The 24,340-nt window shown below is 67.0% G+C and carries 30 protein-coding genes; 26 read left to right on the top strand and 4 right to left on the bottom strand.

Features of this window, described 5'->3' with window-relative positions:
• Position 1 precedes the first annotated feature (1 nt).
• The 3 genes from ggpS (at position 2) to QQK63_RS14810 (ending at position 4,791) form a co-directional block, all read left to right on the top strand.
• Positions 2-1,486 (top strand): glucosylglycerol-phosphate synthase, encoded by a 1,485-nt coding sequence (gene ggpS, locus QQK63_RS14820; protein ID WP_277828597.1) that lies wholly within the window; start codon positions 2-4, stop codon positions 1,484-1,486.
• Between the two features lie 207 nt (positions 1,487-1,693).
• Positions 1,694-3,019, top strand: a complete 1,326-nt coding sequence (tig, locus tag QQK63_RS14815; RefSeq protein ID WP_277828595.1) for a trigger factor — start codon at positions 1,694-1,696, stop codon at positions 3,017-3,019.
• Positions 3,020-3,291: 272 nt separating this feature from the next.
• On the top strand, positions 3,292-4,791 hold the full coding sequence (locus QQK63_RS14810; protein WP_277828594.1) for a hypothetical protein: 1,500 nt from the start codon (positions 3,292-3,294) through the stop codon (positions 4,789-4,791).
• 67 nt (positions 4,792-4,858) lie between these two features.
• On the opposite strand, the gene QQK63_RS14805 is transcribed toward QQK63_RS14810, so the two are convergent.
• From QQK63_RS14805 to rpsF, 4 genes are all read right to left on the bottom strand, one after another.
• The gene (locus QQK63_RS14805) at positions 4,859-6,055 is read right to left on the bottom strand and encodes a PQQ-dependent sugar dehydrogenase (protein ID WP_277828592.1); all 1,197 of its coding nucleotides are present in this window, start codon (positions 6,053-6,055) and stop codon (positions 4,859-4,861) included.
• A gap of 89 nt (positions 6,056-6,144) precedes the next feature.
• Positions 6,145-6,738, bottom strand: a complete 594-nt coding sequence (gene rplI, locus QQK63_RS14800; RefSeq protein WP_277828590.1) for a 50S ribosomal protein L9 — start codon at positions 6,736-6,738, stop codon at positions 6,145-6,147.
• Positions 6,739-6,750: 12 nt separating this feature from the next.
• Positions 6,751-6,978, bottom strand: a complete 228-nt coding sequence (rpsR, locus tag QQK63_RS14795) for a 30S ribosomal protein S18 (protein ID WP_277828588.1) — start codon at positions 6,976-6,978, stop codon at positions 6,751-6,753.
• 17 nt (positions 6,979-6,995) lie between these two features.
• Complete coding sequence (rpsF, locus tag QQK63_RS14790; RefSeq protein ID WP_277828586.1) at positions 6,996-7,418, bottom strand: 30S ribosomal protein S6; 423 nt, start codon at positions 7,416-7,418, stop codon at positions 6,996-6,998.
• Between the two features lie 288 nt (positions 7,419-7,706).
• Here rpsF and QQK63_RS14785 point away from each other — a divergent pair, with 288 nt between their 5' ends.
• From QQK63_RS14785 to QQK63_RS14675, 23 genes are all read left to right on the top strand, one after another.
• Complete coding sequence (locus QQK63_RS14785; protein ID WP_277828584.1) at positions 7,707-8,588, top strand: hypothetical protein; 882 nt, start codon at positions 7,707-7,709, stop codon at positions 8,586-8,588.
• 100 nt (positions 8,589-8,688) lie between these two features.
• Positions 8,689-9,633, top strand: a complete 945-nt coding sequence (gene fabD / locus QQK63_RS14780; protein WP_277828582.1) for an ACP S-malonyltransferase — start codon at positions 8,689-8,691, stop codon at positions 9,631-9,633.
• Positions 9,626-10,198 (top strand): hypothetical protein, encoded by a 573-nt coding sequence (locus QQK63_RS14775; protein WP_277828580.1) that lies wholly within the window; start codon positions 9,626-9,628, stop codon positions 10,196-10,198. Before fabD ends, QQK63_RS14775 begins: the two co-directional genes overlap by 8 nt.
• Before the next feature lie 19 nt (positions 10,199-10,217).
• Positions 10,218-10,955: a 3-oxoacyl-[acyl-carrier-protein] reductase gene (fabG, locus tag QQK63_RS14770; RefSeq protein ID WP_277828578.1), complete on the top strand. Its 738-nt coding sequence runs from the start codon at positions 10,218-10,220 to the stop codon at positions 10,953-10,955.
• Positions 10,956-11,160: 205 nt separating this feature from the next.
• Positions 11,161-11,394, top strand: coding sequence for an acyl carrier protein (locus QQK63_RS14765; RefSeq protein ID WP_277828576.1), 234 nt, complete (start codon positions 11,161-11,163; stop codon positions 11,392-11,394).
• A gap of 172 nt (positions 11,395-11,566) precedes the next feature.
• The gene (gene fabF, locus QQK63_RS14760) at positions 11,567-12,823 is read left to right on the top strand and encodes a beta-ketoacyl-ACP synthase II (RefSeq protein ID WP_277828573.1); all 1,257 of its coding nucleotides are present in this window, start codon (positions 11,567-11,569) and stop codon (positions 12,821-12,823) included.
• Between the two features lie 7 nt (positions 12,824-12,830).
• Positions 12,831-13,994, top strand: a complete 1,164-nt coding sequence (gene mltG, locus QQK63_RS14755) for an endolytic transglycosylase MltG (protein ID WP_277828571.1) — start codon at positions 12,831-12,833, stop codon at positions 13,992-13,994.
• Positions 13,995-14,291: 297 nt separating this feature from the next.
• On the top strand, positions 14,292-14,651 hold the full coding sequence (locus tag QQK63_RS14750) for a hypothetical protein (RefSeq protein ID WP_277828569.1): 360 nt from the start codon (positions 14,292-14,294) through the stop codon (positions 14,649-14,651).
• Positions 14,566-15,921 carry a DNA-packaging protein gene (locus QQK63_RS14745; RefSeq protein WP_277828567.1) on the top strand — a complete coding sequence of 452 codons (1,356 nt, stop codon included), beginning with the start codon at positions 14,566-14,568 and terminating at the stop codon, positions 15,919-15,921. The genes QQK63_RS14750 and QQK63_RS14745 overlap by 86 nt, the downstream gene beginning before the upstream one ends.
• Positions 15,922-16,005: 84 nt before the next feature.
• Positions 16,006-17,169: a phage portal protein gene (locus QQK63_RS14740; RefSeq protein ID WP_277828565.1), complete on the top strand. Its 1,164-nt coding sequence runs from the start codon at positions 16,006-16,008 to the stop codon at positions 17,167-17,169.
• Positions 17,166-17,411 carry a GTA head formation protein, RCAP_rcc01685 family gene (locus QQK63_RS14735; RefSeq protein ID WP_277828563.1) on the top strand — a complete coding sequence of 82 codons (246 nt, stop codon included), beginning with the start codon at positions 17,166-17,168 and terminating at the stop codon, positions 17,409-17,411. The genes QQK63_RS14740 and QQK63_RS14735 overlap by 4 nt, the downstream gene beginning before the upstream one ends.
• Before the next feature lie 26 nt (positions 17,412-17,437).
• Positions 17,438-18,001, top strand: a complete 564-nt coding sequence (locus QQK63_RS14730) for an HK97 family phage prohead protease (RefSeq protein WP_277829082.1) — start codon at positions 17,438-17,440, stop codon at positions 17,999-18,001.
• A gap of 27 nt (positions 18,002-18,028) precedes the next feature.
• A complete protein-coding gene (locus QQK63_RS14725) occupies positions 18,029-19,225 on the top strand; it encodes a phage major capsid protein (protein WP_277828561.1) in 1,197 nt (398 codons plus the stop codon).
• 200 nt (positions 19,226-19,425) lie between these two features.
• Positions 19,426-20,013 (top strand): head-tail connector protein, encoded by a 588-nt coding sequence (locus QQK63_RS14720; RefSeq protein WP_277828559.1) that lies wholly within the window; start codon positions 19,426-19,428, stop codon positions 20,011-20,013.
• Positions 20,010-20,339: a phage head closure protein gene (locus QQK63_RS14715; RefSeq protein ID WP_277828557.1), complete on the top strand. Its 330-nt coding sequence runs from the start codon at positions 20,010-20,012 to the stop codon at positions 20,337-20,339. The genes QQK63_RS14720 and QQK63_RS14715 overlap by 4 nt, the downstream gene beginning before the upstream one ends.
• A complete protein-coding gene (locus QQK63_RS14710) occupies positions 20,336-20,743 on the top strand; it encodes a DUF3168 domain-containing protein (RefSeq protein WP_277828555.1) in 408 nt (135 codons plus the stop codon). Before QQK63_RS14715 ends, QQK63_RS14710 begins: the two co-directional genes overlap by 4 nt.
• A 39-nt stretch (positions 20,744-20,782) precedes the next feature.
• Positions 20,783-21,196, top strand: a complete 414-nt coding sequence (locus tag QQK63_RS14705) for a phage major tail protein, TP901-1 family (protein WP_277828553.1) — start codon at positions 20,783-20,785, stop codon at positions 21,194-21,196.
• 3 nt (positions 21,197-21,199) lie between these two features.
• Positions 21,200-21,514 carry a gene transfer agent family protein gene (locus tag QQK63_RS14700; RefSeq protein WP_277828551.1) on the top strand — a complete coding sequence of 105 codons (315 nt, stop codon included), beginning with the start codon at positions 21,200-21,202 and terminating at the stop codon, positions 21,512-21,514.
• Positions 21,511-21,912, top strand: coding sequence for a rcc01693 family protein (locus tag QQK63_RS17710; RefSeq protein WP_336618810.1), 402 nt, complete (start codon positions 21,511-21,513; stop codon positions 21,910-21,912). Before QQK63_RS14700 ends, QQK63_RS17710 begins: the two co-directional genes overlap by 4 nt.
• Positions 21,797-22,384: a phage tail tape measure protein gene (locus QQK63_RS14690; protein WP_336618813.1), complete on the top strand. Its 588-nt coding sequence runs from the start codon at positions 21,797-21,799 to the stop codon at positions 22,382-22,384. The genes QQK63_RS17710 and QQK63_RS14690 overlap by 116 nt, the downstream gene beginning before the upstream one ends.
• Before the next feature lie 12 nt (positions 22,385-22,396).
• Positions 22,397-23,029, top strand: a complete 633-nt coding sequence (locus QQK63_RS14685) for a DUF2460 domain-containing protein (protein ID WP_277828547.1) — start codon at positions 22,397-22,399, stop codon at positions 23,027-23,029.
• On the top strand, positions 23,026-23,910 hold the full coding sequence (locus QQK63_RS14680) for a DUF2163 domain-containing protein (protein ID WP_277828545.1): 885 nt from the start codon (positions 23,026-23,028) through the stop codon (positions 23,908-23,910). The genes QQK63_RS14685 and QQK63_RS14680 overlap by 4 nt, the downstream gene beginning before the upstream one ends.
• Complete coding sequence (locus QQK63_RS14675; protein ID WP_277828543.1) at positions 23,907-24,338, top strand: NlpC/P60 family protein; 432 nt, start codon at positions 23,907-23,909, stop codon at positions 24,336-24,338. The genes QQK63_RS14680 and QQK63_RS14675 overlap by 4 nt, the downstream gene beginning before the upstream one ends.
• The last annotated feature ends 2 nt before the right edge of the window (positions 24,339-24,340 follow it).

The following is a 24,340-nucleotide window of genomic DNA, read 5'->3' as shown; positions in this document are numbered from 1 at the left end:
CATGGCATCCGATCTGGTGATCGTCTACCATCGTCAACCCTATGAAGAGGTTGAGGAAAACGGAAAGACCGTCTTTCGTGAGAACAAGAGCCCCAATGGGATCGTTCCGACGTTGAAGGGATTTTTCGGCTCTGTGAACCACGGCGCATGGGTGGCGTGGAAACTGGCCGAGGACCCAGACAACCCCGGGTTCGACCAGCGGGTCGAGATCGATGATGCCCATGGGCGCTACACCGTCTCGCGCTTGCCGCTGACCGAGCGGCAAGTGCGGGAATTCTACCATGTCTCCTCGAAAGAGGCATTCTGGCCGATCCTCCATTCCTTCAAGGAACGCTACAATTACGATCCCGTCGACTGGGAGAATTTCCAGGAGGTGAACAAGCTTTTCGCCCAAGCCGCCGCCGAGGAAGCCGCGCAAGGCGCGCTCGTTTGGGTGCATGATTACAACCTGTGGCTCGTGCCCGGCTACCTGCGCGCGATCCGGCCCGATCTGCGCATCGCCTTCACCCATCACACGCCCTTTCCCTCGGCGGACATGTTCAACGTGTTGCCGTGGCGCAAGCAGATCGTGGAAAGCCTCTTGGCCTGTGACGACGTGGGGTTCCACATTCCGCGCTATGCCGCGAATTTCGTCTCGGTGGTGCGCAGCCTGTTCGATGTGGAGGTCAGCCCGCCCATCCGCGTGCCAGACAAGTGGTTTACCGAAGGCACGGCCCTGACCGAACGGGTGATGCGCGAGACGATCACCCATGACGGTCATGAGACGGGCGTGAGCATTTGCCCCCTGGGTGTGGCGACGGAGTTCATCGAGACCCGCGCCCGCCGCCCCGAGACCGAGGCCCGCGTCAAGGAAATCTGGCAGGATCTGGGACCGGCCAAGCTGATCCTGTCGGTCGGGCGCACCGATTATACCAAGGGCGGCGCGCAGCAATTGCAGAGCTTCGAGCGCGTGCTGGAGGCCAATCCCGAGCTGCGCGGCAAGGTGCGGCTCATGCATGTGTCGGTGTCGGCCAACCGCAACATGTCGTCCTACGAGGATATCCAGAACGAGATTGAACAGATCGCGGGGCGGATCAACGGGCGGTTCGGCACCTTGGAATGGCAGCCCGTGGCGCTGATTTCCCGCGCGATCCCGTTCGATGAACTGGTGTCCTATTACCGGGCGGCGGATGTCGCGTGGATCACGCCGCTGGCGGACGGGATGAACCTTGTGTGCAAGGAATTCGTCGCCTCGCGCGTGGACGGCGAGGGGGTTCTGGTCCTGTCGGAATTCGCAGGCGCGGCCGTGGAATTGAGCGACGCGCTGATCGTCAATCCCTTCTCCAACCGGGCGATGGATCGCAGCATCCTGCAGGCGCTGGAGATGGACGGGATGGAGCGGCGCCACCGGATGGAGCGGCTGCGCGCGGCGGTGTCCGAAAACGACCTGAGCCGCTGGGGGCCGGGTAGGTTGGAAGTGGGCGCCGGGCCGAAGCGCGCGGCGTAACCCGGGCGCTTGCAGGCAAATCGGCGGTTTTCCCGGTCGCAAAACCGCAGATTTGCGTCAGAGCCGGGGCAGGGCATGCGGAGGGCCGGGATTCGGCTTGCAGTGCCCGTCCCGCAACCCTAGAAGGACGCAAATTTCGTGACGCCATCGGGTTGTCCCGGGTTGCAGAGCGCTGCCCGGTCCGGCCCCGACTTTCGTGAGGATGCGATGCAGATCACCGAGACCTTGGCCGAGGGCCTCAAGCGCGAATACCAGATCACCATCACCGGGTCCGATCTTGATGCCCGCGTGACCGAAAAGCTGGAAGAAGCGCGGCCGGAAGTGGCGCTGAAGGGCTTCCGCAAAGGCAAGGTGCCGATGGCGCTTCTGCGCAAGCAGTTCGGCCCCCGCCTGCTGGGCGAGGCGATGCAGGAAGCCGTGGACGGCGCGATGCAGGACCACCTGACCGCCAGCGGCGACCGTCCGGCGATGCAGCCCGACGTCAAGATGGTGAACGAGGACTGGAAGGAAGGCGACGATATCGTCGTCTCCATGTCCTACGAAAAGCTGCCCGAGATCCCCGAGATCGACTTCAAGGCCGTGAAGCTGGAAAAGCTGGTCGCCAAGCCGTCGGATGCCGATATCGACGAGGCGCTGAAAAACCTTGCCGAGAATGCGCAGAATTTCGAGACCAAGAAGGGCAAGGCCGCCGATGGCGATCAGGTCGTGATCGATTTCCTGGGCAAGCTGGATGGCGAGCCCTTCGACGGCGGCGCGGCCGAGGATTACCCGCTGGTGCTGGGTTCGGGGTCGTTCATTCCCGGTTTCGAGGAGCAGCTTGTCGGCCTGAAGAAGGACGAGGAGAAGGTGGTCGAAGTGACCTTCCCCGAGGAATACGGTGCCGAGCATCTGGCAGGCAAGGCCGTGACCTTCGACGTGACCGTCAAGGACGTTAAAAAGCCCGTTCCGGCCGAGGTCGATGACGAGCTGGCCAAGAAATACGGTGCCGAAAGCCTCGATGCCCTGAAGGGCCAGATCTCCGAGCGCATGGCCGCCGAATACACCGGTGCCGCGCGCCAGGTGCTCAAGCGCAGCCTGCTGGACCAGCTGGACACGCTGGTGACCTTTGACCTGCCCTCGCGGTTGGTCGAAGCCGAGGCGGGCCAGATCGCGCACCAGCTGTGGCACGAGGAAAACCCCGACGTGCACGGCCATGACCACCCCGAGATCACGCCGACCGAGGAGCACACCAAGCTTGCGGTGCGCCGCGTGAAGCTGGGCCTCCTGCTCGCCGAACTGGGCCAGAAGAACGAGGTCAAGGTCTCGGACGCGGAGATGACGCAAGCGATCATGATGCAGGCTCGCCAGTATCCGGGTCAGGAGCGCGCCTTCTTCGAATTCATCCAGTCCAACCAGGCCGCGCAGCAGCAGATCCGCGCACCCTTGTTCGAGGACAAGGTCGTCGATTTCATCGTCGAACTGGCCGAGGTGACGGAAAAGGAAATCACCAAGGACGATCTGAAAGCTGCCGTCGACGCGCTGGAAGACGAATGATCCCGCGCGCCTGACCGGCGCTGCGGCATACATGGTGCAAAATTCGCTATGGGGCGGCCTTTCTCGGGCCGCCCTTTTTCCTTGGCACACGGTCCGAATGTGCCGTTCGTGGTTTTTCTGGCGCGATGCAAGGCGCGGGGGTAAGCTTTGCCAGACTGCAGGGTCAGGGTTTCCGCAATTCCGGCGTGCACCGGCGCGGTCTAGGCTCAAGCCAGTCGCGCAAAGGGCCCACGGCATGAAGAGGGCCGAAGCATCAGCTGGAGGAACTTCCGATGCGTCTGTTGGTATTCACTCTCTTGGGCGGGTTGGCGGGGACCACCGCGGCGGTGGCCTGTCCTGCCATGAACATGTCGCAGGGCGCGACCAACCTCAGCGCGGGGCAATTGGCCGTCCCGACAAGCATCGCGTTGAGCGCGGGGGGCGAGAACCGTCTGGATCAATGCGGTCTGGGGATGCTCGGCTTTGGTCAGTTCCGCAGCGCGCCCGATTATTCTTTCGTCGTCGAAGGGGGCTTCCCGCAGGACGTGGTGCTGGCCGTCACCTCCGAATGTGATGCGGCCATGCTGGTCAACAGCGCCGATGGCGCGTGGCATTTCAACGATGATGCGAATGGCAACCTCGATCCGCGCCTGACGATCCCCGCAGGGGCGGCGCTGGACGGGCAGGTGGATGTCTGGGTCGGCACCTTTGCCGGAGGCGATTGCGCGGCCAGCCTGACGCTGGCGCAGGCCGATGCGGCCATGCCTGTCGCCCCACCCTCGACCGGCAGCGTGCCGGGTGCGGCGCTTGCCAATGTCATGCCGCCGCCCTTGCCGGGTACGCCTGCGCCCATGGCGCCGCAGCCCGCGCAGACCGCGCCGCAACCGGTTCCCGTGCCGATGCCGGCACCGGTCCCCGCGCCGGTCCCCGCACCTGTTCCGGTCCCGGTCGCGATCTGCCCCAATCCCAACATGGTCGGCCCCTCGCTGACGCTGGCCGGGGCGCAGCTGTTGCAGCCGCAGGCCTATATGGCCACCGTCGGCGGGCCACATGACCTGTCGTCCTGCCCCGAGCTTGGGGCTTGGGGATCGGCAACCGAGGCCCCGAGCTTCACCCTCTACATGTCGCAGATGGACGGGTTCCAGTTCACCACCGACATCACGTCGGATTGCGACCCGACGCTGCTGCTGCGGGACGCCTTCGGCCAGTGGCATTTCAACGACGACACGAACGGTTTGCAGCCGCAGCTGGTGGTCGACGGGAGTACGCTGAATGGCAAGGTGGACATCTGGGTGGGCGGTTTCGGCGCCTCGACCTGCCAAGGTACGATCACCTTCCGCACGGCCTCCACCATGCCGCAAGGCGGGATGACCATGGGTGGCTGTCCGAACCCCAGCATGCAGGGCGTGCCGGTGACCACGACGGGATCGGCGCTCTACAGCCCGACGGATTACTACACCACCGCCAGCGGCAGCCAGCAGTTGACCGCCTGCGGCCTGCCGGTGTCGAGCAACGGCTATTTCAACGCCCAGCCGAATTTCAGCTTTTTCCTGTCCGGCATGCAGGAATACGGGCGGCTAGAGATCGAGGGCGAGGCATCTTGCGATACCGTGCTGTTGGTGCGGACACCCGATGGCCAGTGGTATCTGGATGACGATTCCAACGGCAACCTGAACCCGCGGCTGGACCTGACCAACATGTTCATGCTGAACGGGCGGCTGGATGTCTGGGTCGGCAGCTACAGCGGCAGCGCCTGTTCGGCGACGATCGAGCTGGAAACCTGGCACAGCTGACGGGTTTCCCGCGTCAAGGGAACGGGGCCCCCGGCCATGCCGGGGGCCTTTTCATGTCTGGGCGATTTTAGCGGGCCAGCCGCATCAGGCGGGATGCAGCGCCCTCGTCGGTGACGAAGAGGATCGCGCCGTCATGGTCGATGGCCACGTCGCGTACCCGGCCCACCCCTTCGGCCAGTCGTTCCTCGGCCATCACACTGTCGCCCTGCAGGTCGAGCCGGACAACCGCCTGCGCGATCAGCCCCGCGGCAAGGATATCGCCCCGCCATTCGGGAAACATCGCGCCGTTGTAGACCACCATGCCCCCCGGCGCGATCACCGGGTCCCAGTAGTAGCGCGGCGGCGTGAAATCGGGGGCATGGGCGCTGCGCCCGTCGCCGATCTCGGCCCCGTTGTAATTCACGCCGTAGCTGGCAACAGGCCAGCCGTAATTGCCGCCGGGGGCGATCAGGTTCAATTCGTCGCCGCCTGCGGGCCCGTGTTCCAGCGTCCAGAGGCGGCCATCGCCGTCGAGAGCGGCGCCTTGCAGGTTGCGGTGGCCGTAGCTGTAAAGCGTCGGAAGCGCATTGCTCTGCCCGACAAAGGGATTGTCAGGCGGCGCCGATCCGTCAGGACGCATACGGATCACGGCGCCATAGGCGGTGCCTGGGTCCTGCGCGCGGGCGGCGTGGCGCATCCGATCCCCCGTGGTGATCGCCACCGTCCCATCGGGCAGCGGTACGATTCGACTGCCGTAATGTCCGGGTGTGCTGGCGGGCGGGGTCTGGCGGAAAATCTCGGTCACGTCGCCGAGGGACGAGAGATCCGGCGACAGGGTGGCGCGGATGGCCGCCGTTGCCGATTGCCCGCCCGGTTCCGGCGCGGAAAACGTCAGGTATAGCGCCCGGCTTTGGGCGAAATCCGGGGCCAGCGCCAGATCGAGCAATCCACCCTGCCGTTCGGCCACGACCTCGGGCACGCCCGCGATCGGTGCCGACAGGGTTCCGTCGCGGGCGACATGGCGCAGCGTTCCGCCCCGTTCGGTCACCAGATAGCCTGCATCGCCCGGCAGGACGTCGATCGCCCACGGCGTGTCGAGACCATCTGCCACTTGTCCCAAGGTCGGGGCGGGGCTGGTGACCACGGCCTGCGCCTCCGTCTGTTGGGCAAAGGCGGGGGTGATGTCGGGACGGTTCGCCGCCCCGTCGGGCCACGGTTCTGCCGCCGCACCGCTTGCAACAAGGGTGGCCGCCAAGGCGGGGGCGAGAATGGGTATGGCGCGCATGATGACATCTCCGGACCGGTTTCGAACAACGAAATAGGCCGCACCCGGTGGGTGCGGCCTGACAATTTCGCGAGCAACACTTGGGTGGATCAGCCTTCGCGGCTGTCGCCCTCGTCGTCGTCGCTCTGTGCGCCACCGATATCGTCGAACAGTTCGGCGATCTCGAATTCGGCTGCCGCTTCTTCTTCGGCGGCCAGTTCCTGGATCGTTTTGCCCGAAGCCTGAAGCTCGGCCTCTTCGACGGAGCGGGCGACGTTCAGGACGATCGTGACCTCGACCTCGGGGTGGAGCACCACGAGAACCTCGTGCAAGCCCAGTTCCTTGATCGGCCGGGTCATCTGGACCTGGCGACGGTCGACGGTGATGCCGGCCTCGGCCGCTGCATCGGCAGCGTCACGGGGCGTGACCGACCCGTAGAGCGCACCGGCGTCAGAGGCCGAACGGATGATGACGTAACGCTGACCATCCAGACGGGCGGCAAGCGCTTCGGCTTCCTTCTTGGTCTCGAGGTTGCGCGCCTCAAGCTGCGCCTTCTGCGCTTCGAAGGTCTTGAGGTTGGCGTCGTTGACGCGCAGGGCCTTTTTCTGCGGCAGAAGGAAATTGCGGGCGTAACCGTCCTTGACGGTCACGACCTCGCCCATCTGACCCAGCTTGGCCACGCGTTCGAGCAGGATGACTTCCATCGGATCGTCTCCTTACTTCACGGAATAGGGCAGAAGGGCCAGGAACCGCGCGCGCTTGATGGCCTGAGCCAGTTTACGCTGATTCTTGGCGCCGACCGCGGTGATGCGGGAGGGCACGATCTTGCCGCGCTCGGAAATGTAGCGCTGCAGGAGGCGAACGTCCTTGTAGTCGATCTTTGGGGCGCCATCGCCCTCGAAGGGATCCGACTTGCGACGACGGAAAAACGGTTTTGCTGCCATGGTCGTGTTCCTTCCTCTCAGCGGCGCTCGCGGCGTTCGCCGCGGTCGCCACGATCACCCCGGTCACCGCGATCGCCGCGGTCACCCCGATCGCCACGGTCCCCGCGGTCGCGCTCGTCGCGCTTCTGCATCTGGACAGAGGGACCATCTTCGTGGGCGTCGACCTTGACGGTCAGGACACGCATCACGTCTTCGTGTAGGCGCATCAGGCGCTCCATCTCCTGCACCGCCTCGGAGGGCGCGTCGGTGCGGATGTAGGCGTAATGACCCTTGCGGTTCTTGTTGATCTTGTAGGCCATCGTCTTGAGGCCCCAGTATTCGCTTTCGACCACCTTGCCGCCGTTGTCGGACAGGACGGTGCCGAAGTGTTCGATCAGGCCCTCGGCCTGCGTGCCGGAAAGGTCCTGGCGCGCGATCATCACATGCTCGTAGAGAGGCATGGAAGCTCCAGTTCTGTTACGGGCGTCTTTCAAAGGCCGGGGCATTCGCATCTCCGCCCCCCGGACCACGAGGTAGAGCGCCGATCAGGATGAACTGCGGCGGAGACCCGCGGTGGATAGACCACGCGCGCCGTCGTGGCAAGCCCCGCTCCCCCCGGGACAGGGCTGATTCAGGCAGCCACCGGTGCAGGACCAAATTGCCATCACGTTGCAGCCACATTTTTACCATCCGCCCCAGCCATCAGGAAGGAGAAACGCAACCCCGCGCCCCATGGGCAGGACACCGCCATGATTCGTCCCTCAGACTTCCGACTTGCCCCGCTCCGGCGTTTCGCCCGCGACACGCGGGGCGTGGCCACGGTGGATTGGGTCATCATCACCGCCTTTGCGACCGGGGCCGCGATGGTCGCGCTGGAAATGGGGCAGGGTACAATCACCGATTACAGCCGGGGCGTACGGGACGAGGTGCAGTCGCCGTATTTCGACGCTTCCTGGACCTCGTCGCTCGAGATCCCGCCGCGCGAATACTGGGGTGACGCCGAACCGCCCGAGCCGATCACTCCGGTGTCGGACCCGTCCCCAGATCCCGCGCCCGATCCGGCGCCGGAACCCGAGCCCGAGCCCGAGCCCGAACCGGAACCCGCGCCGCCGCCTCCGCCGCCGCCTCCGCCGCCGCCGCCTCCTCCGCCGCCACCGCCTCCTCCTCCTCCGCCCGCGCCTTCGGGGCCGCAGATCGTGGACAGCCCGGTCGAGGGGTGCCCCTCGGGCGATTACATCGCGCAGCCATTTGCCGTCACCGCCGACCAGTTGGAGGACAACGACCTGCGCGGCACGATGGTGGGCATGGGCACGACGGCTGCCACGAGCTGCCCCGGCTTGCCCGGTAACGGCTATTTCTACGCCAATCCGACCTTTACCCTGAACCTGTCGGGCTTCACCAACCGTTGGGACGAGTTCCGGATCCGGACAAGCAACAATTGTGCGCTGTCGCTCCTGTTGCGGGATGCGCAAGGCAATTGGTACGCCGAAGACGAGGGCCGCAGCGACAACCGCATTCGGATCAGAGACAACCTCTCGGCCTTGAACGGTCTTGTCAGTATCTGGGTCGGTGTCGAGTCACCCGGCCAGTGCAACCGCTGGGACGATATCCGGATCGACGCCGACGATTGAGTGCGGTGCGCGGCACCGCGCTGCCGCAACAGGGCCTCCAGCGTTGCGCAGGCGGCGGGCTTCGGGTAGCCCGTCCCGACAGGTGACGCTGAGGGACATGATGACGAAAGCCTTTCTTTTCCCCGGGCAGGGGGCGCAGACCATCGGCATGGGCCGTGACCTTGCCGAGGCCTATCCGGCGGCGCGCGAGGTCTTTGAGGCGGTCGATGCCGCGCTGGGCGAAAAGCTGTCGACGCTGATCTGGGAGGGGGAGCAGGACAGCCTGACCCTGACGCGCAATGCGCAGCCCGCGTTGATGGCGACCTCCATGGCTGCCATGGCCGCGCTCAAATCCGAAGGGGTCGAGGTGACGACAGCGGCGTTTGTCGCCGGCCATTCGCTGGGGGAATACACCGCCCTGTGCGCGGCTGGCGCGCTGAGCGTATCGGATGCCGCGCGGCTGTTGCGGCTGAGGGGCGAGGCGATGCAGGCGGCCGTCCCGTCAGGCGAGGGCGCGATGGCCGCAATCCTTGGGCTCGATTTCGCGGCCGTGATGGCGCTGGCAGAGGAGGCCGCGCAAGGCGAGGTCTGCACCGCCGCCAATGACAACGACCCCGCTCAGGTGGTCATTTCCGGCCACCACGCCGCCGTCCTGCGCGCGGTCGAGATCGCCAAGGGCAAGGGCGCAAAGCGCGCGCTGCTGCTGCCGGTCTCCGCCCCCTTCCATTGCGCGTTGATGCAGCCCGCCGCCGACGCCATGGCCGAAGCGCTTGAAACCGTGGCCTTTCATGCGCCTGCCGTGCCGCTTGTCGGCAACGTCACCGCCGAGGCGTCGCGCGATCCCGACGCGATCCGCGCGCGGTTGGTGGAACAGGTGACGGGACGCGTGCGATGGCGCGAAAGCGTCGCGTGGATGGCCGCCAACGGTGTGACCGAGACATGGGAAATCGGCGCGGGCAAGGCGTTGAGCGGCATGGTCAAGCGCATCGCGCGCGAGGTCGAGACGCGCAGTATCGGATCGGCCGCCGAAGTGCGCGCCGCCGTCGAAAGCCTCAAGGATGCTTAAGAGGCTGGGCATCGCGCTGGCCGTGGTCCTTGCGCTCGGCGTGGGCGGTGCGGTCCTTGTGCGGATGATGGATCAAGGCGCGACGGCCTTTTCGGTCGAAGGGGCGGTACTGCGCATCTCGGGGCCGATTTCCGGAGCAGCGGCGGACCGGCTGGACCGCTTGCTGGAGGAAAACCCCGGTCTCACCACGCTGGCGCTTGGGGATATTCCCGGCGCGGATGACGTGAACTGGGTCACCGGCATGGGCCGCTTGATTCGCGCCCAGGGTCTCGCCACGCGGGTCGAGGGTGTCGTGGTGAACGACGCGATCTTCCTGTTTCTCGGCGGCGTGACGCGCAGCATGGCGGGCGGCGCGCTGGTCTTGCAGGGTGACGCCGTGCAGCGTCAGGCCGGTGTGGCCGTCGATCAAAGCACGGCCGCCGAGGGCGATCGGCAAAGATTTGTCGAGGCCGTTCTGGGCGCACCGGATTTTGCGGCTTTCATGGCCGAGACGCGTGCCGCGCAGGGCCAATACATCCTGACCGAGGCGGATATCGCGCGCTTTGGTCTGACGACAACGAATTGAGACAAGGAAAGGGGCAGGAATGTTCGACCTTACGGGAAAATCCGCGCTTGTGACGGGCGCATCGGGCGGTATCGGGGCCGGGATCGCGCGCGTCTTGCATGGCGCAGGTGCGACCGTGGCCTTGTCGGGCACGCGGCTGGAACCGCTGGAGGCGCTGGCCGCCGAGCTGGGCGGACGGGCGCATGTGCTGCCCTGCAACCTTGGCGATGCCGCTGCGGTCGAGGCGCTGCCGAAACAGGCCGTGGAGGCGATGGGCGCGGTCGATATCCTTGTGAACAACGCAGGGATCACGCGCGACAACCTGTTCATGCGCATGTCCGACGAGGAATGGGCGCAGGTGATCGAGGTCAACCTGACCTCCACCATGCGGCTTTGCCGGGGTGTTTTGCGCGGCATGATGAAGGCGCGGTGGGGCCGGATCGTCAACATCTCTTCGGTCGTGGGGGCCACGGGCAACCCCGGTCAGGGGAATTACGCAGCCTCCAAGGCCGGGATGGTCGGCATGTCGAAAAGCCTTGCCTACGAGGTGGCAAGCCGGGGCATCACGGTCAATTGCATCGCGCCCGGCTTCATCGAAACGGCGATGACCGACAAGCTGAACGAAGATCAAAAGGGCAAGATCCTCGCCCAGATCCCGGCGGGGCGGATGGGCCATGCCGACGAGATCGCGGCGGCTGCACTTTACCTCGCCAGCCCCGAGGCAGGCTATGTCACTGGCACCACGCTGCATGTGAATGGCGGCATGGCGATGATCTGACCGAGGCGCCGGCGGAGGACAGGATGACGCGAAGGCCGTTGCGCTTGTCTTGTTCTATGCTATAGGCGGCGCAGATTTTGCCGGGGGCGCTATGGTTTTCGGCAGGGGGTAGGGCAAATGCCCGCCACCCCATGAGCGGGCCGAGAGGCAGAACGCAAACGAAGGCGCCGGACGACGAGCGGGGCCGCAACGAACGAGGATGAAGATGAGCGACATCGCAGAGCGCGTGAAGAAGATCGTGGTGGAGCACCTGAGCGTGGAAGAGGACAAGGTGACGGAAAACGCCTCGTTCATCGACGATCTGGGCGCGGATTCGCTCGACACGGTCGAGCTGGTCATGGCTTTCGAGGAAGAGTTCGGCATCGAGATCCCCGATGACGCCGCCGAAACCATCCAGACCTTCGGCGACGCCGTGAAGTTCATCAAGGACGCGCAGTAATCGCGCATCCGGTGACGGAATTCGGTTCGGCCCTCGCAGCGATGCGGGGGCCGTTTCCGTTCCGCGCAAGCGGTGATCTGCCGGGCGACCGGGCCGGAGGGATTGCGCAAGACGCGCCCTGCGCGGTATCAGGTCGCCCAGGGCAAGACCTGTGACGAAGGGGCTGGGCAGCATGCGGCGAGTGGTTGTGACGGGGCTGGGGCTGGTGACGCCGCTGGCTTCCGGGGTGGAAAAGACCTGGGAACGGCTTTTGGCCGGGCAATCGGGCGCGGGCACGATCACGCGTTTTGACGCCAGCCATCTGGCCACCACCTATGCCTGCGAAGTGCCCGTGGGCGATGGCAGCGACGGGACCTTCAATCCTGATGACTGGATGGAGCCCAAGGAGCGTCGCAAGGTCGATGATTTCATCCTCTACGGGATGGCTGCCGCAGTTCAGGCCGTGGAGGATTCGGGATGGAAGCCCGAGGGGACCGAGGATCGCGAGCGAACCGGCGTTCTGATCGGGTCGGGGATCGGGGGGCTTTCGTCGATTGCGGATACATCGATCACGCTCAAGGAAAAGGGACCGCGGCGGGTTTCGCCTTTCTTTGTCCCGGGCGCGCTGATCAATCTGATTTCCGGGCAGGTGTCCATCCGCTACGGGTTCAAAGGGCCCAACCATGCGGTCGTGACCGCCTGTTCGACGGGCGCACATGCCATCGGCGATGCCGCACGGCTGATCCAGTGGGGCGATGCCGAAGTGATGATCGCGGGCGGCGCGGAAAGCCCGATCTGCGAGATCGGCATCGCGGGGTTCAACGCCTGCAAGGCGCTGTCGACCAAGCGGGGCCATGAGCCGCAAAAGGCAAGCCGCCCCTGGGATGCGGACAGTGATGGCTTCGTCATGGGCGAGGGCGCGGGCGTTGTCGTGCTGGAGGAATACGAACACGCCAAGGCGCGCGGGGCCAAGATCTACGCGGAGATCCTGGGCTATGGCCTGTCGGGCGATGCTTATCACATCACCGCGCCGCCGCCCGATCACGAGGGCGCGGAACGCGCGATGCGCGCGGCGCTGAAGCGGGCGGGGCTGCAGCCGTCGGACGTGGATTACGTCAACGCGCATGGCACATCGACCATGGCCGACACGATCGAACTGGGCGCGGTCGAGCGTCTGATGGGCGATCATGCCGGCAAGGTGTTGATGTCATCGACGAAATCGGCGACCGGGCATCTGTTGGGCGCGGCCGGTGCGATCGAGGCGATCTTTTCGATCCTCGCGATCCGCGACCAGATTGCGCCGCCGACGATCAACCTCGACAACGTGGCCGCAGAGACCGCGATCAACCTTTGCGCCAATGCCGCGCAGAAGGGCGAGATCAACATCGTTCAGTCCAATTCTTTCGGCTTTGGCGGAACCAACGCCTGCCTGATCATGGGACGGGTTTGAGCAGCCCATGTGGAAGAGCGTCGCCGCCAATGGAATGAGCTTTCTCATCCTCGTGTTCATTGCGCTCGCGGGCGCGATCGCCTGGGGGCAGAGGGAGTACCGGACGGCGGGGCCCTTGGCGGAGCCGGTGTTCTTCGAGGTGCCGCGGGGCGCAAGCTTGCGTCGAGTTTCCGAGGATCTTGAAGAGCTTGGCGCGGTTTCTTCATCCATTCTGTTCCGGCTGGGCGCGGAATATTCCGGCATGGCCGAAGAGCTGCGGTTCGGCAGTTACGAGATTCCAGCGGGTGCCTCGATGGAAGAGGTGCTGGAGATCGTGACGGCGGGCGGCCCGTCGCAGTTCCGCTATACGGCGACCTATGTCCTGCAACTGGCGGGCACGGGCGAATTGCGCCTGCGCGAGCGGGTTCCGGGCACGGGAGACGTCGTGGAATTGGCTGATTTCACTTATGAAAACGGCATTCCGGAGGTCTATTCCCAGCTGGTCGAGAGCAACACGCCGATGGTCTATCGCGTGTCGGTTCCCGAAGGTCTGACATCCTGGCAGATCGTCGAAGGCTTGCGGATGGCCGATTTCCTGTCGGGCGAGATCGCCGAAGTACCGCCCGAGGGCATGCTGGCCCCCGATACGTTCGAGGTGCGGCGGGGGCAGGACCGGCAGGAAATCATCGATCAGATGATTGAAAATCAAGAACAAATTCTGGCCGAGGCTTGGGCCGCCCGGCAAGATGGATTGCCGCTGGCGAGCCCGGAAGAGGTTTTGATCCTTGCTTCCATCATCGAGAAGGAGACGAGCGTTCCCGACGAGCGGCGGATGGTGTCGAGCGTGTTCGTGAACCGGCTGAACCGGGGCATGAGATTGCAGACCGATCCGACGGTGATCTATGGCATCACGGAGGGGCGCGGCGTGCTGGGGCGGGGGATCCGGGCGAGTGAGCTTCGCGCCGAAACCCCTTGGAATACCTATGTAATCGACGGGCTTCCGCCGACGCCCATCGCAAATCCGGGGCGGGCGGCGATCGAGGCGGCGGTGAACCCGGACGGCAGCCCCTATATCTTTTTCGTGGCGGATGGGACGGGCGGACATGCCTTTGCCGAGACGCTGGAAGAGCACAACCGGAACGTCGCGGTCTGGCGGCGGATCGAGGCGGAGCGCGAAGCGCAGCGCCAGTGAGGCAATGGTTAAGGAAAGCTTGACGATCCGGTTCGGTTCTTACCGGATCCTTAACGCCAAGAAATCCGTTAACCATCTGTAAAGAAAAAACTTCTTGACCCTGCGAACGCTCCATGGCATTCCTTTGGGCATGCTGGAATACATGGGTCAACGGCCTCGGGATTAGCCCCGGTGGCCGTTTTTTCATGGCGTGATGCCAGCCGCCCGGTCGTGCCGATCCGGGAGGCCGGACGACCGCCGTGACCTGCCCATGTGCTGCTCGTGCCCGGGAGTTTTTTGGGACACGGGATTTGTTCGATGACCGACACCATTGACGAGACTGACGGGCTGGTTCGTGCCGAACGCAGCGCGGCGCAGGCGTTGAAGGCGCTTGAGACGGCAACGCGGCTGCTGGAACGGCGGCTGGATCGGGCCCGCGCGGCAGAGGAAGAGCTGAGCGAGGGAGAGGTGGTTCAGGAGGTGAAGGCGATTGTCGCCGCCTTTCAACTGGCCATCCAGCAGGAGGCGAAGGCGCGTGAGGCAGGAAGCCGAAAATATGGGGCCGGACCCGAGGGGGGAATCCTCGATCTTGATGCTGCCCGGGTTGAAATCCGCGGCAGGCTGGCTCGCCTCCGGGCCGCCGGAGAGGGTGGAGACATTCCTTGCGGGCCTGAGTGACGAGGCGCTGGCCGCGCTGCCCTACCTGTTCGAGTTCTGGGCGCTTCCCCACCAATTGCCGCCCGAGGGCGATTGGCTGACCTGGGTCATCCTGGGCGGGCGGGGCGCGGGCAAGACGCGGGCCGGGGCGGAATGGGTGCGGGCGATGGTCGAGGGGCCGACGCCCGCGGCCCCCGGACGGGCGCGGCGCGTGGCGCTGGTGGGGGAAACCTATGACCAGGCGCTGGCGGTGATGGTGAAGGGGGAGAGCGGGCTGATCGCCTGCTCTCCGCCCGACCGGTGCCCGCGCTGGATCGCGGGGGAGCGGCGGCTGGAATGGCCCAACGGGGCGGAGGCGCGGCTTTATTCGGCGCATGATCCCGAAGCGCTGAGGGGGCCGCAATTCGATGCGGCCTGGTGCGACGAGCTGGCGAAATGGCCAAAGGCCCAGGACACCTGGGACATGCTGCAATTCGCGCTGCGGCTGGGGGAGGCACCACAACAGGTGGTGACGACGACGCCGCGCAACATCGGGCTGCTCAAGGCGCTGCTGGCGCGCGAGAGCACGGTGGTGACGCGGGCCGCGACGGAAGCCAACCGGGCGCATCTGGCCCCGGGTTTCCTGCGCGAGGTTCGGGCGCGCTATGGCCAGACGCGGCTGGGGCGGCAGGAGCTGGATGGCGAGATGCTGGAGGATGCGCCCGACGCGCTGTGGACGCGCGCGCGGCTGGACGGGTTGCGGACGGACCAGGTGCCCGAGGGCGCAAGGGTGATCGTGGCGGTCGATCCGCCGGTGACGGGGCATGCGGGATCGGATGCCTGCGGGATCGTGGTTCTGGCGGTGGTGGAAGAGGGGCCGCCGCATGATTGGCGGGCCGTGGTGCTGGAGGATGCGAGCGTGACGGCGGCAAGCCCCAAGCAATGGGCGGAAGCGGCGGCCGCGGCCTATCACCGGCACGGCGCGGTGCGGATGGTGGCCGAGGTGAACCAGGGCGGCGACCTGGTGGCGATGGTGATGCGGCAGGTCGATCCGCATGTGAATTTGCGCAGCGTAAGGGCGAGCCAGGGCAAGACCGCGCGGGCCGAACCGGTGGCGGCGCTCTATGAACAGGGGCGGGTGCGGCACCTGGGCGTTCTGGCCGCGCTGGAGGACGAGATGTGCCAGATGAGCCTGAGGGGGTTCGAGGGCAGGGGGAGCCCGGACCGGGTGGATGCGCTGGTCTGGGCGGTGACCGAGGGTTTGCTGGTGCCCGGTGGGCGGGCCGCCCGGCCCCGGATCAGGGCGCTGTAGGGCCGATCTGACGACAGGGAAAACGAAGGGCGCGGTCGCGGGGTGCGGCCCCCCTTGGCGTGGAAAGTGGCAGGAGAGTGGCGCATGGTACTGGATTTCTTGCGGAAAACCCCCGTGGCGGTGCCCGAGCGCAAGGCTTCGGCCAGCGCGCGGGTGGCGTTCTGGGGGATGGGCGGGCGCGTCGCGTGGACCCCGCGGGACAGCGTATCGCTGACGCGGTCGGGGTTTTTGGGCAACCCGGTGGGGTTCCGGTCGGTCAGGATGATCGCGGAGGCGGCGGCGGCTTTGCCGGTGCTGTGTCAGGATGCGCGCTGCCGCTATGACAGCCACCCGGTGCTGGCGTTGATGACCCGGCCCAACCCGGCGCAGGGGCGGGCCGATCTGATGGAGGCGGTGTTCACCCAGCTGATGCTGTCGGGCAATGCCTATGTCGAGGCAGTGCAGGATGCGGGCGGCGCGCCGGTGGAATTGCATGTGCTGCGGTCGGACCGGATGAGCCTTGTGCCGGGGCCCGATGGTTGGCCGGTGGGGTATGATTACGTGGTGGGGGCCAAGCGGCATCGCCACGCGCCCGAAACGATCTGCCATGTGCGGTGTTTCCATCCGCAGGACGACCATTACGGGCTGGCCCCGTTGCAGGCGGCGGCCACCGCCATCGATGTGCACAATGCGGCGGCGCGCTGGTCCAAGGCGCTTCTGGACAATGCGGCGCGGCCTTCGGGGGCGATCGTCTATCGCGGCGCGGATGGCGCGGGCACGATGACCGAGGACCAGTTCGCGCGGTTGCAGGACGAATTGGCCACGCATCATCAGGGCGCGCGCAATGCGGGGCGGCCGATGTTGCTGGAAGGGGGGCTGGATTGGAAGCCGATGGGGTTCAGCCCCAGCGACATGGAATTCCAGAAGACCAAGGAGGCGGCGGCGCGCGATATCGCGCTGGCCTTTGGGGTGCCGCCGATGCTGCTCGGGATACCGGGGGATGCGACCTATGCCAATTACGCCGAGGCGCACCGGGCGTTCTACCGGCTGACGGTGCTGCCCTTGGCGCAGAAGGTTCTGGCGCAGATGGGGCATTGGCTGGGCGGGTTGACGGGGGAGGCGATCACGCTGGCCCCCGATCTGGACCAGGTGCCGGCGCTGGCCGCCGAGCGGGAGGCGCAGTGGCGGCGCGTGGCGGAGGCCGATTTCCTGAGCGCGGGCGAGAAGCGGCGGCTTTTGGGTCTGCCGGAGCGGCCGGAGGAGGCATGAGCGAGGGCCGCGCCGGCGGGTCGCGGTATCTGTATGCGCCCTTCGACGCGGCCAGCGCGCGGATCGAGGCCAACGAACGGGTGCAGGACGAGCGCTGGCAAGCGCTGAATTTCCGGCTGGAGGCGATCGAGGCGGCGTTGGAGCGGCTGGAGCGGCGGCTGTGGCTGGCGGTTTTCGGCGTGGTGTCGGTGATCCTGGCGCAGGGCATCCAGGAGCTGATCCAGTTGGGCGGAGCAGGATAGGAGGGCAGATGCGGGAGTTTCACATCATGGGGCTGGAGACCAAGTTCGCGCGGTTCGACGCGGGCGGCGTCACGGTCACGGGCGGGCGGGAGATCGCGGGATATGCGAGCCTGTTCGGGGCCTGTGACGGGGGCGGCGACACGGTCGCGCCGGGGGCCTATGCGGGCAGCCTGACGCGGCTGGCGGACGAGGGGCGGCGGGTCAGGATGCTGTGGCAGCATGATCCGGCGGAACCCATCGGCATCTGGGACGAGGTGCGCGAGGATGGGCGCGGGCTTTACGTCAAGGGGCGGCTTCTGCCCGAGGTGGCGCGCGCCCGGGAGGCGGCGGCGCTGATCGCGGCGGGGGCCATCGACGGGCTGTCGATCGGCTACCGCACCTTGCGCGCGACGAAGGACGGGCAGGGGCGCAGGCTCCTGTCCGAGGTGGAGCTGTGGGAAGTGTCGCTGGTGACCTTTCCCATGCTGCCCGAGGCGCGGGTGAGCGCCCTTGCCGCGGCCGAGGAGGCCAAGGCGGGCGAGGACCTGCGGGACATGGCGCGCGCGTTTCGGGATGCGCGGGCCCGACTGGCGGCCCGAAAGCCGCGCTGACCCCAAGCACCGAGTGAGAGGTGATGCATGACCGAGACCCGAACCGGGGCGGCGGAAGGCCCCCCCTTGGCCAAGGCCCCGCTGGAGGAGATGCGGGAGGCCCTTGGCGGTTTCCTGAGCGAATTCAGCGAGTTCCAGACTGACCTGACAACCAAGTTCCACAAACAGGAAGAGCGTATCGCGATGCTGAGTACGAAGACCATGACCCATGCCCGTCCCGCGCTGTCGGCGGCGGCCGATCCCGAAGCGCCGCACCGCAAGGCGTTGGCGACCTATCTGCGCAACGGCGATGACGATGCGCTGCGCGGCCTCGAGCTGGAGCACAAGGGCCTGAACACGGCTGTGAACGCGGAGGGCGGATATCTGGTCGATCCGCAGACGGCGGAGACGATCCGGGGCGTGTTGCGCAACGCGTCGAGCCTGCGGGCCATCGCCAATGTGGTGCAGGTGGAGGCCAGTTCCTTTGACGTGCTGATCGACACGACCGACACCGGCGCCGGTTGGGCGGACGAGGTGACCGAGACCGCCGAGACCGCCGCGCCGCAGATCGAGCGCATCTCGATCCCGCTTTTCGAATTGTCGGCGATGCCCAAGGCCTCGCAGCGGCTGCTCGACGACAGTGCCTTTGACATCGAGGGCTGGCTGGCGGGCCGGATCGCGGACAAGTTCGCCCGTGCGGAGGCCGCGGCCTTTGTTTCGGGTGACGGGGCGGGCAAGCCTACCGGTTTCCTGGACGGGGTCGCCCTGCCCAATGCGGCATGGACCTGGGGGGCGCTGGGATATGTGGCGACGGGCACGGTGGGCGATTTCGACGCCGCGGCGCCTGCGGATGCCATCGTCGATCTGGTCTACGCGCTGGGCGCGCAATACCGGGCGGGCGCGAGTTTCGTGATGAATTCCAAGACTGCGGGCGCGGTGCGCAAGATGAAGGATGCCGATGGCCGTTTCCTGTGGTCGGACGGTCTGGCGGCGGGGGAACCGGCGCGGCTGATGGGCTATCCGGTGCTGATCGCGGAGGACATGCCCGACATCGCCGCCGACAGCCTTGCCATCGCCTTTGGCGATTTCCGCGCGGGCTACACGATCGCGGAGCGGCCCGACCTGCGCGTCTTGCGCGATCCGTTCAGCGCCAAGCCCCATGTCCTGTTCTATGCCACCAAGCGCGTGGGCGGTGCGGTGTCCGATTTCGCGGCGATCAAGCTTTTGAAATTCGGCCTGTCCTGACGCCCTGAGCGGCGGGGCACGCCCCGCCCGCGCGGCGCATGGACCGACATGAAACCCCGCGCCCCGGACCGGTGATGGTCGCGGGGCGTGGGAGGGGCGATGCGTCGCGCGCGGTCCAGCTGCGCGGCTCTCCGCACGAGCAGTGCGGGCGGCGGGTCGCCCCACCCCTGACAGGTGCGGACAATTCGGAGAGATGGACAATGATGATGGTCGAACTGACCTCGGTTCCCGGTGCGGCCCTGCCGGTTGCGGAACTGGCCGATCACCTGCGGTTGGCGCGCGGGTTTTCCGATGATGGAAGCCAGGACAGCCAGTTGGAAAGCTGTCTGCGCGCGGCCTTGTCGGGGATCGAGGCGCGGATCGGAAAGGCGCTGTTCCAGCGCCGGTTCGTTCTGACGCTGATGGCCTGGCAGGGACGGGACCGGCATGTGCTGCCCATCGCGCCGGTGAGCCGGATCGACAGCGTGAAGTTGATCACGCGGGCCGGGGCGGAAACGCTGGTGGAGCCGGGGCTTTACCGCTTGCGGCCGGACGGGCAGAGGCCCGCGCTGGCCGCGACGGGCGCGAGCCTGCCCGCGCCGGGGCAGGGCGGCACGATCGAGGTGGAATTCACCGCCGGTCACGCCACCGAGTGGACCGGCATTCCCGCCGATCTGCGGCAGGCGGCGCTGATCCTTGCAGGCGAATACTGGGGCCAGAACCTTGAGGCGCAATCGGGCCTGCCCTTTGCGGTTTCGGTGCTGTTGGAGCCGCATCGGCCAGTGCGTTTGCGGGGGAACCTGCAATGAGCGCGCCGGAGATGAACCGCCGCCTTTTGCTGGAGGCGCCCGAACGGCTCGAGGATGGCGCGGGGGGCTTTAGCGAAATCTGGGTCGCGCTGGGCCATGTCTGGGCGGCGGTGGAGCCGCGCGGCGCGGGGCGCGAGCTGGATCAGGCGGCGCGGATGCAGCTGAAGATCACCATGCGCTGGGTGCTGCCGGGTGCGGGCGCGCGGCCCGATGCGGCGATGCGGTTCGTCGATGGCGACCGCGTCTACCGGATCGAGGCGGTGCATGAGGGCGACACCCAAGGCCGCACGCTGGTCTGTTACGCGGTCGAGGAGGTGGGGCGATGAGCTATGGGGGTGCCGCGGCCTTGCAGGCGGCGGTGTATGCCGCGCTGGTGGCCGATCCTTTGGTGGCGAGCCTGTCGGGGGGTGCCGTGCATGACGCACTGCCCCCGGGACCGGTGCCACAGCTTTACGTGAGCCTTGGGCCGGAGAGTGTGCGCGATGCCTCGGACAAGACGGGGGCGGGGGCGGTGCATGAGTTCCCGGTGACAGTGGTGAGCCTTGGGCCCGGTTTCGCAGGCGCCAAGGCCTTGGCGGTGGCGGTGTCGGATGCGTTGACGGGTGCGGCGCTGGTTCTGGCGCGGGGACAGTTGGTGCGGATGGATTTCCTGCGGGCGCGGGCCCGCCGGGTGAGCGGGCAGCGCGAGATCGAGGTCTGGTTTCGCGCAAGGGTGGATCACGGGGTCTGACACGAGGTCGGGCTTTTTCAGGCAAGGATGGAGACGGGCATGGCGGCGCAGAGCGGCAAGGACCTTTTGGTGAAGGTCGATATGGATGGAACGGGCGTCTTCGAGACGTTGGCGGGGTTGCGGGCCACGCGGCTCAGTTTCAACGCGGAACAGGTGGATGTGACGAGCCTTGAATCCGCCGGGGGCTGGCGCGAGTTGCTGGCGGGGGGCGGTGTCAAATCGGCCGGGATATCTGGGTCGGGGATTTTCCGGGATGCGGCGACGGACGCGCGCGCGCGGCAGATCTTTTTCGACGGGGCGGTGCCGGATTTCCAGGTGGTGATCCCCGATTTCGGGATCGTGGAGGGCGCGTTCCAGATCACCGCCATCGAATATGCGGGCAGCCATGACGGGGAGGCGACCTATGAGGTGGCGCTGGCCTCGGCGGGGCGGCTGGTTTTCACGGCGCTTTGAGGGATGGCCAATCCTTGGGCGGGGGAGGTCGCGCTGGTCGTCGATGGCGAGCGGCTGGTGGCCAAGCTGACGCTGGGGGCCTTGGCCGAGCTGGAGGCGCGGCTGGAGGCCGAGAGCCTGGCCGATCTGGTGGCCCGGTTCGAGGGAGACCATCTGCGGGCGGGCGATGTGCTGATGCTGGTCTGTGCGGGGCTGCGCGGCGGCGGCTGGCGGGGTGATCTGCCCGATCTGTTGTCCGCCGAGATCGAGGGCGGGCCGCTGGAAGCGGCGCGGGTGGCGGCGCGGTTGCTCGCGCTGGCATTCCGGGGGGCGGCATGAGTGCGGGGTGTCTTGATTGGCCCGGGCTGATGCGGGCGGGGATGCAGGGTCTGGGCCTTCATCCCGATGTGTTCTGGCGGCTGAGCCCGGCGGAACTGGCGCTGATGCTGGGCGAGGTGCGGGGGCCTGTCCCGTTGGGGCGCGCGGGGCTGGAGGCCCTGCTGGCGCGGTTTCCTGATGTGACGCGAAAGGAAGCGGATGATGGCGGATCTGGACGAGGGATCGGTGGCGCTGGAGGCGCAGCTGGTCGAGTTGGAGGCGCGGCTGGGGGAGGCCGCGGGGATGACGGCGGCCTTTCAGGCGGAATTGCGGAGCATGTCGGGGACGCTGGCCGGGACAGGCCGGGAGATCGACGCGATGAGCCGGACGCTGGGCGGGGGTTTGCGGCGGGCCTTTGACGGGGTGGTGTTCGACGGGATGCGGTTGTCCGATGCGCTGAGGATGGTGGCGCGCAGCATGTCGGATGCCGCCTATACCCGCGCGATGCGGCCCGTGCAGGATGCGGTGGGATCGGCCTTGAGCGACGGGATCGGGGGATTGCTGGGGCGGCTTTTGCCGTTTCAGGCGGGCGGTGCCATCGCGGGGGGGCGGGTCATGCCCTTTGCGCGGGGCGGCGTGGTGCAGGGGCCGACGATGTTTCCCATGCGGGGCGCGACCGGGTTGATGGGGGAGGCGGGGCCGGAGGCGATCTTGCCGCTGGCAAGGGGGGCGGATGGGCGTTTGGGCGTCGCGGCACCCGGCGGAGGGGCCGGTTCGGTGCAGGTGGTGATGAACATCACGACGCCCGATGTGCAGGGCTTTGCCCGCAGCCAGACGCAGATCGCGGCGCAGATGGGCCGGGCGCTGGCGCGCGGTCAGCGCAACCGCTGAGGGGGCAGGGACATGGCATTTCACGAGGTCCGGTTTCCGGCCAAGCTGAGTTTCGGGTCGGTGGGTGGACCCGAGCGGCGCACCGAAGTGGTGACGCTCTCGAACGGGTTCGAGGAGCGCAACACGCCTTGGGCGCAATCGCGCCGCCGCTATGATGCGGGCGTGAGCCTGCGCTCGCTCGACGATATCGCGGCGCTGATCGCGTTTTTCGAGGCGCGGCGGGGGCAGTTGCACGGGTTCCGCTGGAAGGATTGGTCGGATTTCAAAAGCTGCCTGCCCTCGGCGGAGCCTGCGTTCCGCGACCAGCGGATCGGGACGGGGGATGGCGTCAGCCGAGTGTTTCGGCTGGTCAAAACCTATGCCTCGGGCGGGCAGGAATATGCGCGCGAGATCGTGAAGCCGGTGGAGGGCAGCGTGCTGGTGGGCATCTCGGGGGATGCGCAGATCCTGGGCGTGGATTTCGAACTGGATGCCGCGAGCGGGCGGGTGACCTTTGCCGAGCCGCCGGATGCGGGCGAAGCGATCACGGCGGGGTTCGAATTCGACGTGCCGGTCCGGTTCGACACCGACATGATCCAGACCTCGGTCGCCAGTTTCCAGGCGGGCGAGGTGCCCAATGTGCCGGTGGTGGAGATCCGGCTGTGAGCGGCGCGGGGGCGCTGGAGGCGCATCTGGCGGGAGGTGCCAGTTCGGTCTGCCGCTGCTGGAAGCTGGTGCGGGGCGACGGGCTGACGCTGGGGTTCACCGATCACGACCGGGCGCTGGTGTTCGAGGGCGTGACCTTTCGGCCCGAGACGGGGCTGTCGGCGGCGGCGCTGATGCAGAGCACGGGCCTGTCGGTCGACAATACGGAGGCCGTGGGCGTCTTGTCGGATGCGGCGATCACCGAGGAGGATATCGCGGCGGGTCGCTATGACGGGGCGGAGATCGAGGCCTGGCTGGTGCAATGGGATGCGCCGGAAAACCGGGTGCTGCAATTCCGCGGCGCGCTGGGCGAGGTGACGCGGGCGAACGGTGCCTTCAGCGCGGAACTGCGCGGGCTGGCGGAGCGGATGAACGCGCCGACGGGGCGGGTTTACCAGCGGAGCTGTTCGGCGGTTCTGGGGGATGGGGCGTGCAGGTTCGACCTGACGACGCCGGGATATGTCACCGAGGCGGAGGTGGTCGCCGTGGACGGGGGCCGGGTGATCCATGTGGCGGGTGCCGATGGGTTCGAGCCGCGCTGGTTCGAGCGGGGGCGCTGCGAGATCCTGGACGGGCGGGCGGCCGGGCTGGTGGGCGCGGTCAAGATCGACCGGCCCGAGGGTGCGCTGCGCCGGATCGAGCTGTGGGATCGGCTGCGCGCCGGGATCGTGGCAGGCGATCGGCTGCGGCTGACGGCAGGGTGTGACAAGAGCATGGACACCTGCCGGTTCAAATTCGCCAACCTGCTCAATTTCCAAGGCTTTCCGGATATTCCGGGCACCGATTGGATGGTGGCCCACCCCTCGCGGCAATCCGCGCGGTCGGGGGGGAGCCGGAGATGAGCGCGGTCGTGACGGCGGCGCGGGGCTGGATCGGCACGCCCTATGTGCATCAGGCCAGTTGCCGGGGCGCGGGCTGCGATTGCCTGGGCCTGCTGCGCGGGGTCTGGCGCGAGGTTGTGGGGGCAGAGCCCGAGGCCGTGCCCGCCTATACGGCCGATTGGTCGGAGGCGGGCGGCGAAGAGCGGCTTTGGGCGGCGGCGTTGCGTCATCTCCAGCAAAAGCCGTTGGCGGAAGCTTCGGTGGGCGATGTGCTGTTGTTCCGGATGCGGGACGAGGGGGTCGCCAAGCATCTCGGCTTGCAGGGCGAGATCGGCCCTGAGGCCAGTTTCATCCACGCCTATTCGGGGCGTGGTGTGGTGGAAAGCGCGCTGACGCCGCCTTGGGCGCGGCGGGTCGTGGCGCGCTTCGCGTTTCCCGAAAGGATCTGAGG

It is taken from the genome of Roseicyclus marinus (assembly GCF_030163795.1).
GTDB lineage: Bacteria > Pseudomonadota > Alphaproteobacteria > Rhodobacterales > Rhodobacteraceae > Roseicyclus > Roseicyclus marinus.
This window is presented reverse-complemented; position numbering and strand designations above follow the sequence as displayed.

Bases quoted from the DNA above. Each gene is read 5' to 3' on its own strand.
- ggpS (WP_277828597.1), top strand. From the start codon at position 2: ATGGCATCCGATCTGGTGATCGTCTACCATCGTCAACCCTATGAAGAG.
- tig (WP_277828595.1), top strand. From the start codon at position 1,694: ATGCAGATCACCGAGACCTTGGCCGAGGGCCTCAAGCGCGAATACCAG.
- QQK63_RS14810 (WP_277828594.1), top strand. From the start codon at position 3,292: ATGCGTCTGTTGGTATTCACTCTCTTGGGCGGGTTGGCGGGGACCACC.
- QQK63_RS14805 (WP_277828592.1), bottom strand. From the start codon at position 6,055: ATGCGCGCCATACCCATTCTCGCCCCCGCCTTGGCGGCCACCCTTGTT.
- rplI (WP_277828590.1), bottom strand. From the start codon at position 6,738: ATGGAAGTCATCCTGCTCGAACGCGTGGCCAAGCTGGGTCAGATGGGC.
- rpsR (WP_277828588.1), bottom strand. From the start codon at position 6,978: ATGGCAGCAAAACCGTTTTTCCGTCGTCGCAAGTCGGATCCCTTCGAG.
- rpsF (WP_277828586.1), bottom strand. From the start codon at position 7,418: ATGCCTCTCTACGAGCATGTGATGATCGCGCGCCAGGACCTTTCCGGC.
- QQK63_RS14785 (WP_277828584.1), top strand. From the start codon at position 7,707: ATGATTCGTCCCTCAGACTTCCGACTTGCCCCGCTCCGGCGTTTCGCC.
- fabD (WP_277828582.1), top strand. From the start codon at position 8,689: ATGACGAAAGCCTTTCTTTTCCCCGGGCAGGGGGCGCAGACCATCGGC.
- QQK63_RS14775 (WP_277828580.1), top strand. From the start codon at position 9,626: ATGCTTAAGAGGCTGGGCATCGCGCTGGCCGTGGTCCTTGCGCTCGGC.
- fabG (WP_277828578.1), top strand. From the start codon at position 10,218: ATGTTCGACCTTACGGGAAAATCCGCGCTTGTGACGGGCGCATCGGGC.
- QQK63_RS14765 (WP_277828576.1), top strand. From the start codon at position 11,161: ATGAGCGACATCGCAGAGCGCGTGAAGAAGATCGTGGTGGAGCACCTG.
- fabF (WP_277828573.1), top strand. From the start codon at position 11,567: ATGCGGCGAGTGGTTGTGACGGGGCTGGGGCTGGTGACGCCGCTGGCT.
- mltG (WP_277828571.1), top strand. From the start codon at position 12,831: ATGTGGAAGAGCGTCGCCGCCAATGGAATGAGCTTTCTCATCCTCGTG.
- QQK63_RS14750 (WP_277828569.1), top strand. From the start codon at position 14,292: ATGACCGACACCATTGACGAGACTGACGGGCTGGTTCGTGCCGAACGC.
- QQK63_RS14745 (WP_277828567.1), top strand. From the start codon at position 14,566: ATGCTGCCCGGGTTGAAATCCGCGGCAGGCTGGCTCGCCTCCGGGCCG.
- QQK63_RS14740 (WP_277828565.1), top strand. From the start codon at position 16,006: ATGGTACTGGATTTCTTGCGGAAAACCCCCGTGGCGGTGCCCGAGCGC.
- QQK63_RS14735 (WP_277828563.1), top strand. From the start codon at position 17,166: ATGAGCGAGGGCCGCGCCGGCGGGTCGCGGTATCTGTATGCGCCCTTC.
- QQK63_RS14730 (WP_277829082.1), top strand. From the start codon at position 17,438: ATGGGGCTGGAGACCAAGTTCGCGCGGTTCGACGCGGGCGGCGTCACG.
- QQK63_RS14725 (WP_277828561.1), top strand. From the start codon at position 18,029: ATGACCGAGACCCGAACCGGGGCGGCGGAAGGCCCCCCCTTGGCCAAG.
- QQK63_RS14720 (WP_277828559.1), top strand. From the start codon at position 19,426: ATGATGATGGTCGAACTGACCTCGGTTCCCGGTGCGGCCCTGCCGGTT.
- QQK63_RS14715 (WP_277828557.1), top strand. From the start codon at position 20,010: ATGAGCGCGCCGGAGATGAACCGCCGCCTTTTGCTGGAGGCGCCCGAA.
- QQK63_RS14710 (WP_277828555.1), top strand. From the start codon at position 20,336: ATGAGCTATGGGGGTGCCGCGGCCTTGCAGGCGGCGGTGTATGCCGCG.
- QQK63_RS14705 (WP_277828553.1), top strand. From the start codon at position 20,783: ATGGCGGCGCAGAGCGGCAAGGACCTTTTGGTGAAGGTCGATATGGAT.
- QQK63_RS14700 (WP_277828551.1), top strand. From the start codon at position 21,200: ATGGCCAATCCTTGGGCGGGGGAGGTCGCGCTGGTCGTCGATGGCGAG.
- QQK63_RS17710 (WP_336618810.1), top strand. From the start codon at position 21,511: ATGAGTGCGGGGTGTCTTGATTGGCCCGGGCTGATGCGGGCGGGGATG.
- QQK63_RS14690 (WP_336618813.1), top strand. From the start codon at position 21,797: ATGACGGCGGCCTTTCAGGCGGAATTGCGGAGCATGTCGGGGACGCTG.
- QQK63_RS14685 (WP_277828547.1), top strand. From the start codon at position 22,397: ATGGCATTTCACGAGGTCCGGTTTCCGGCCAAGCTGAGTTTCGGGTCG.
- QQK63_RS14675 (WP_277828543.1), top strand. From the start codon at position 23,907: ATGAGCGCGGTCGTGACGGCGGCGCGGGGCTGGATCGGCACGCCCTAT.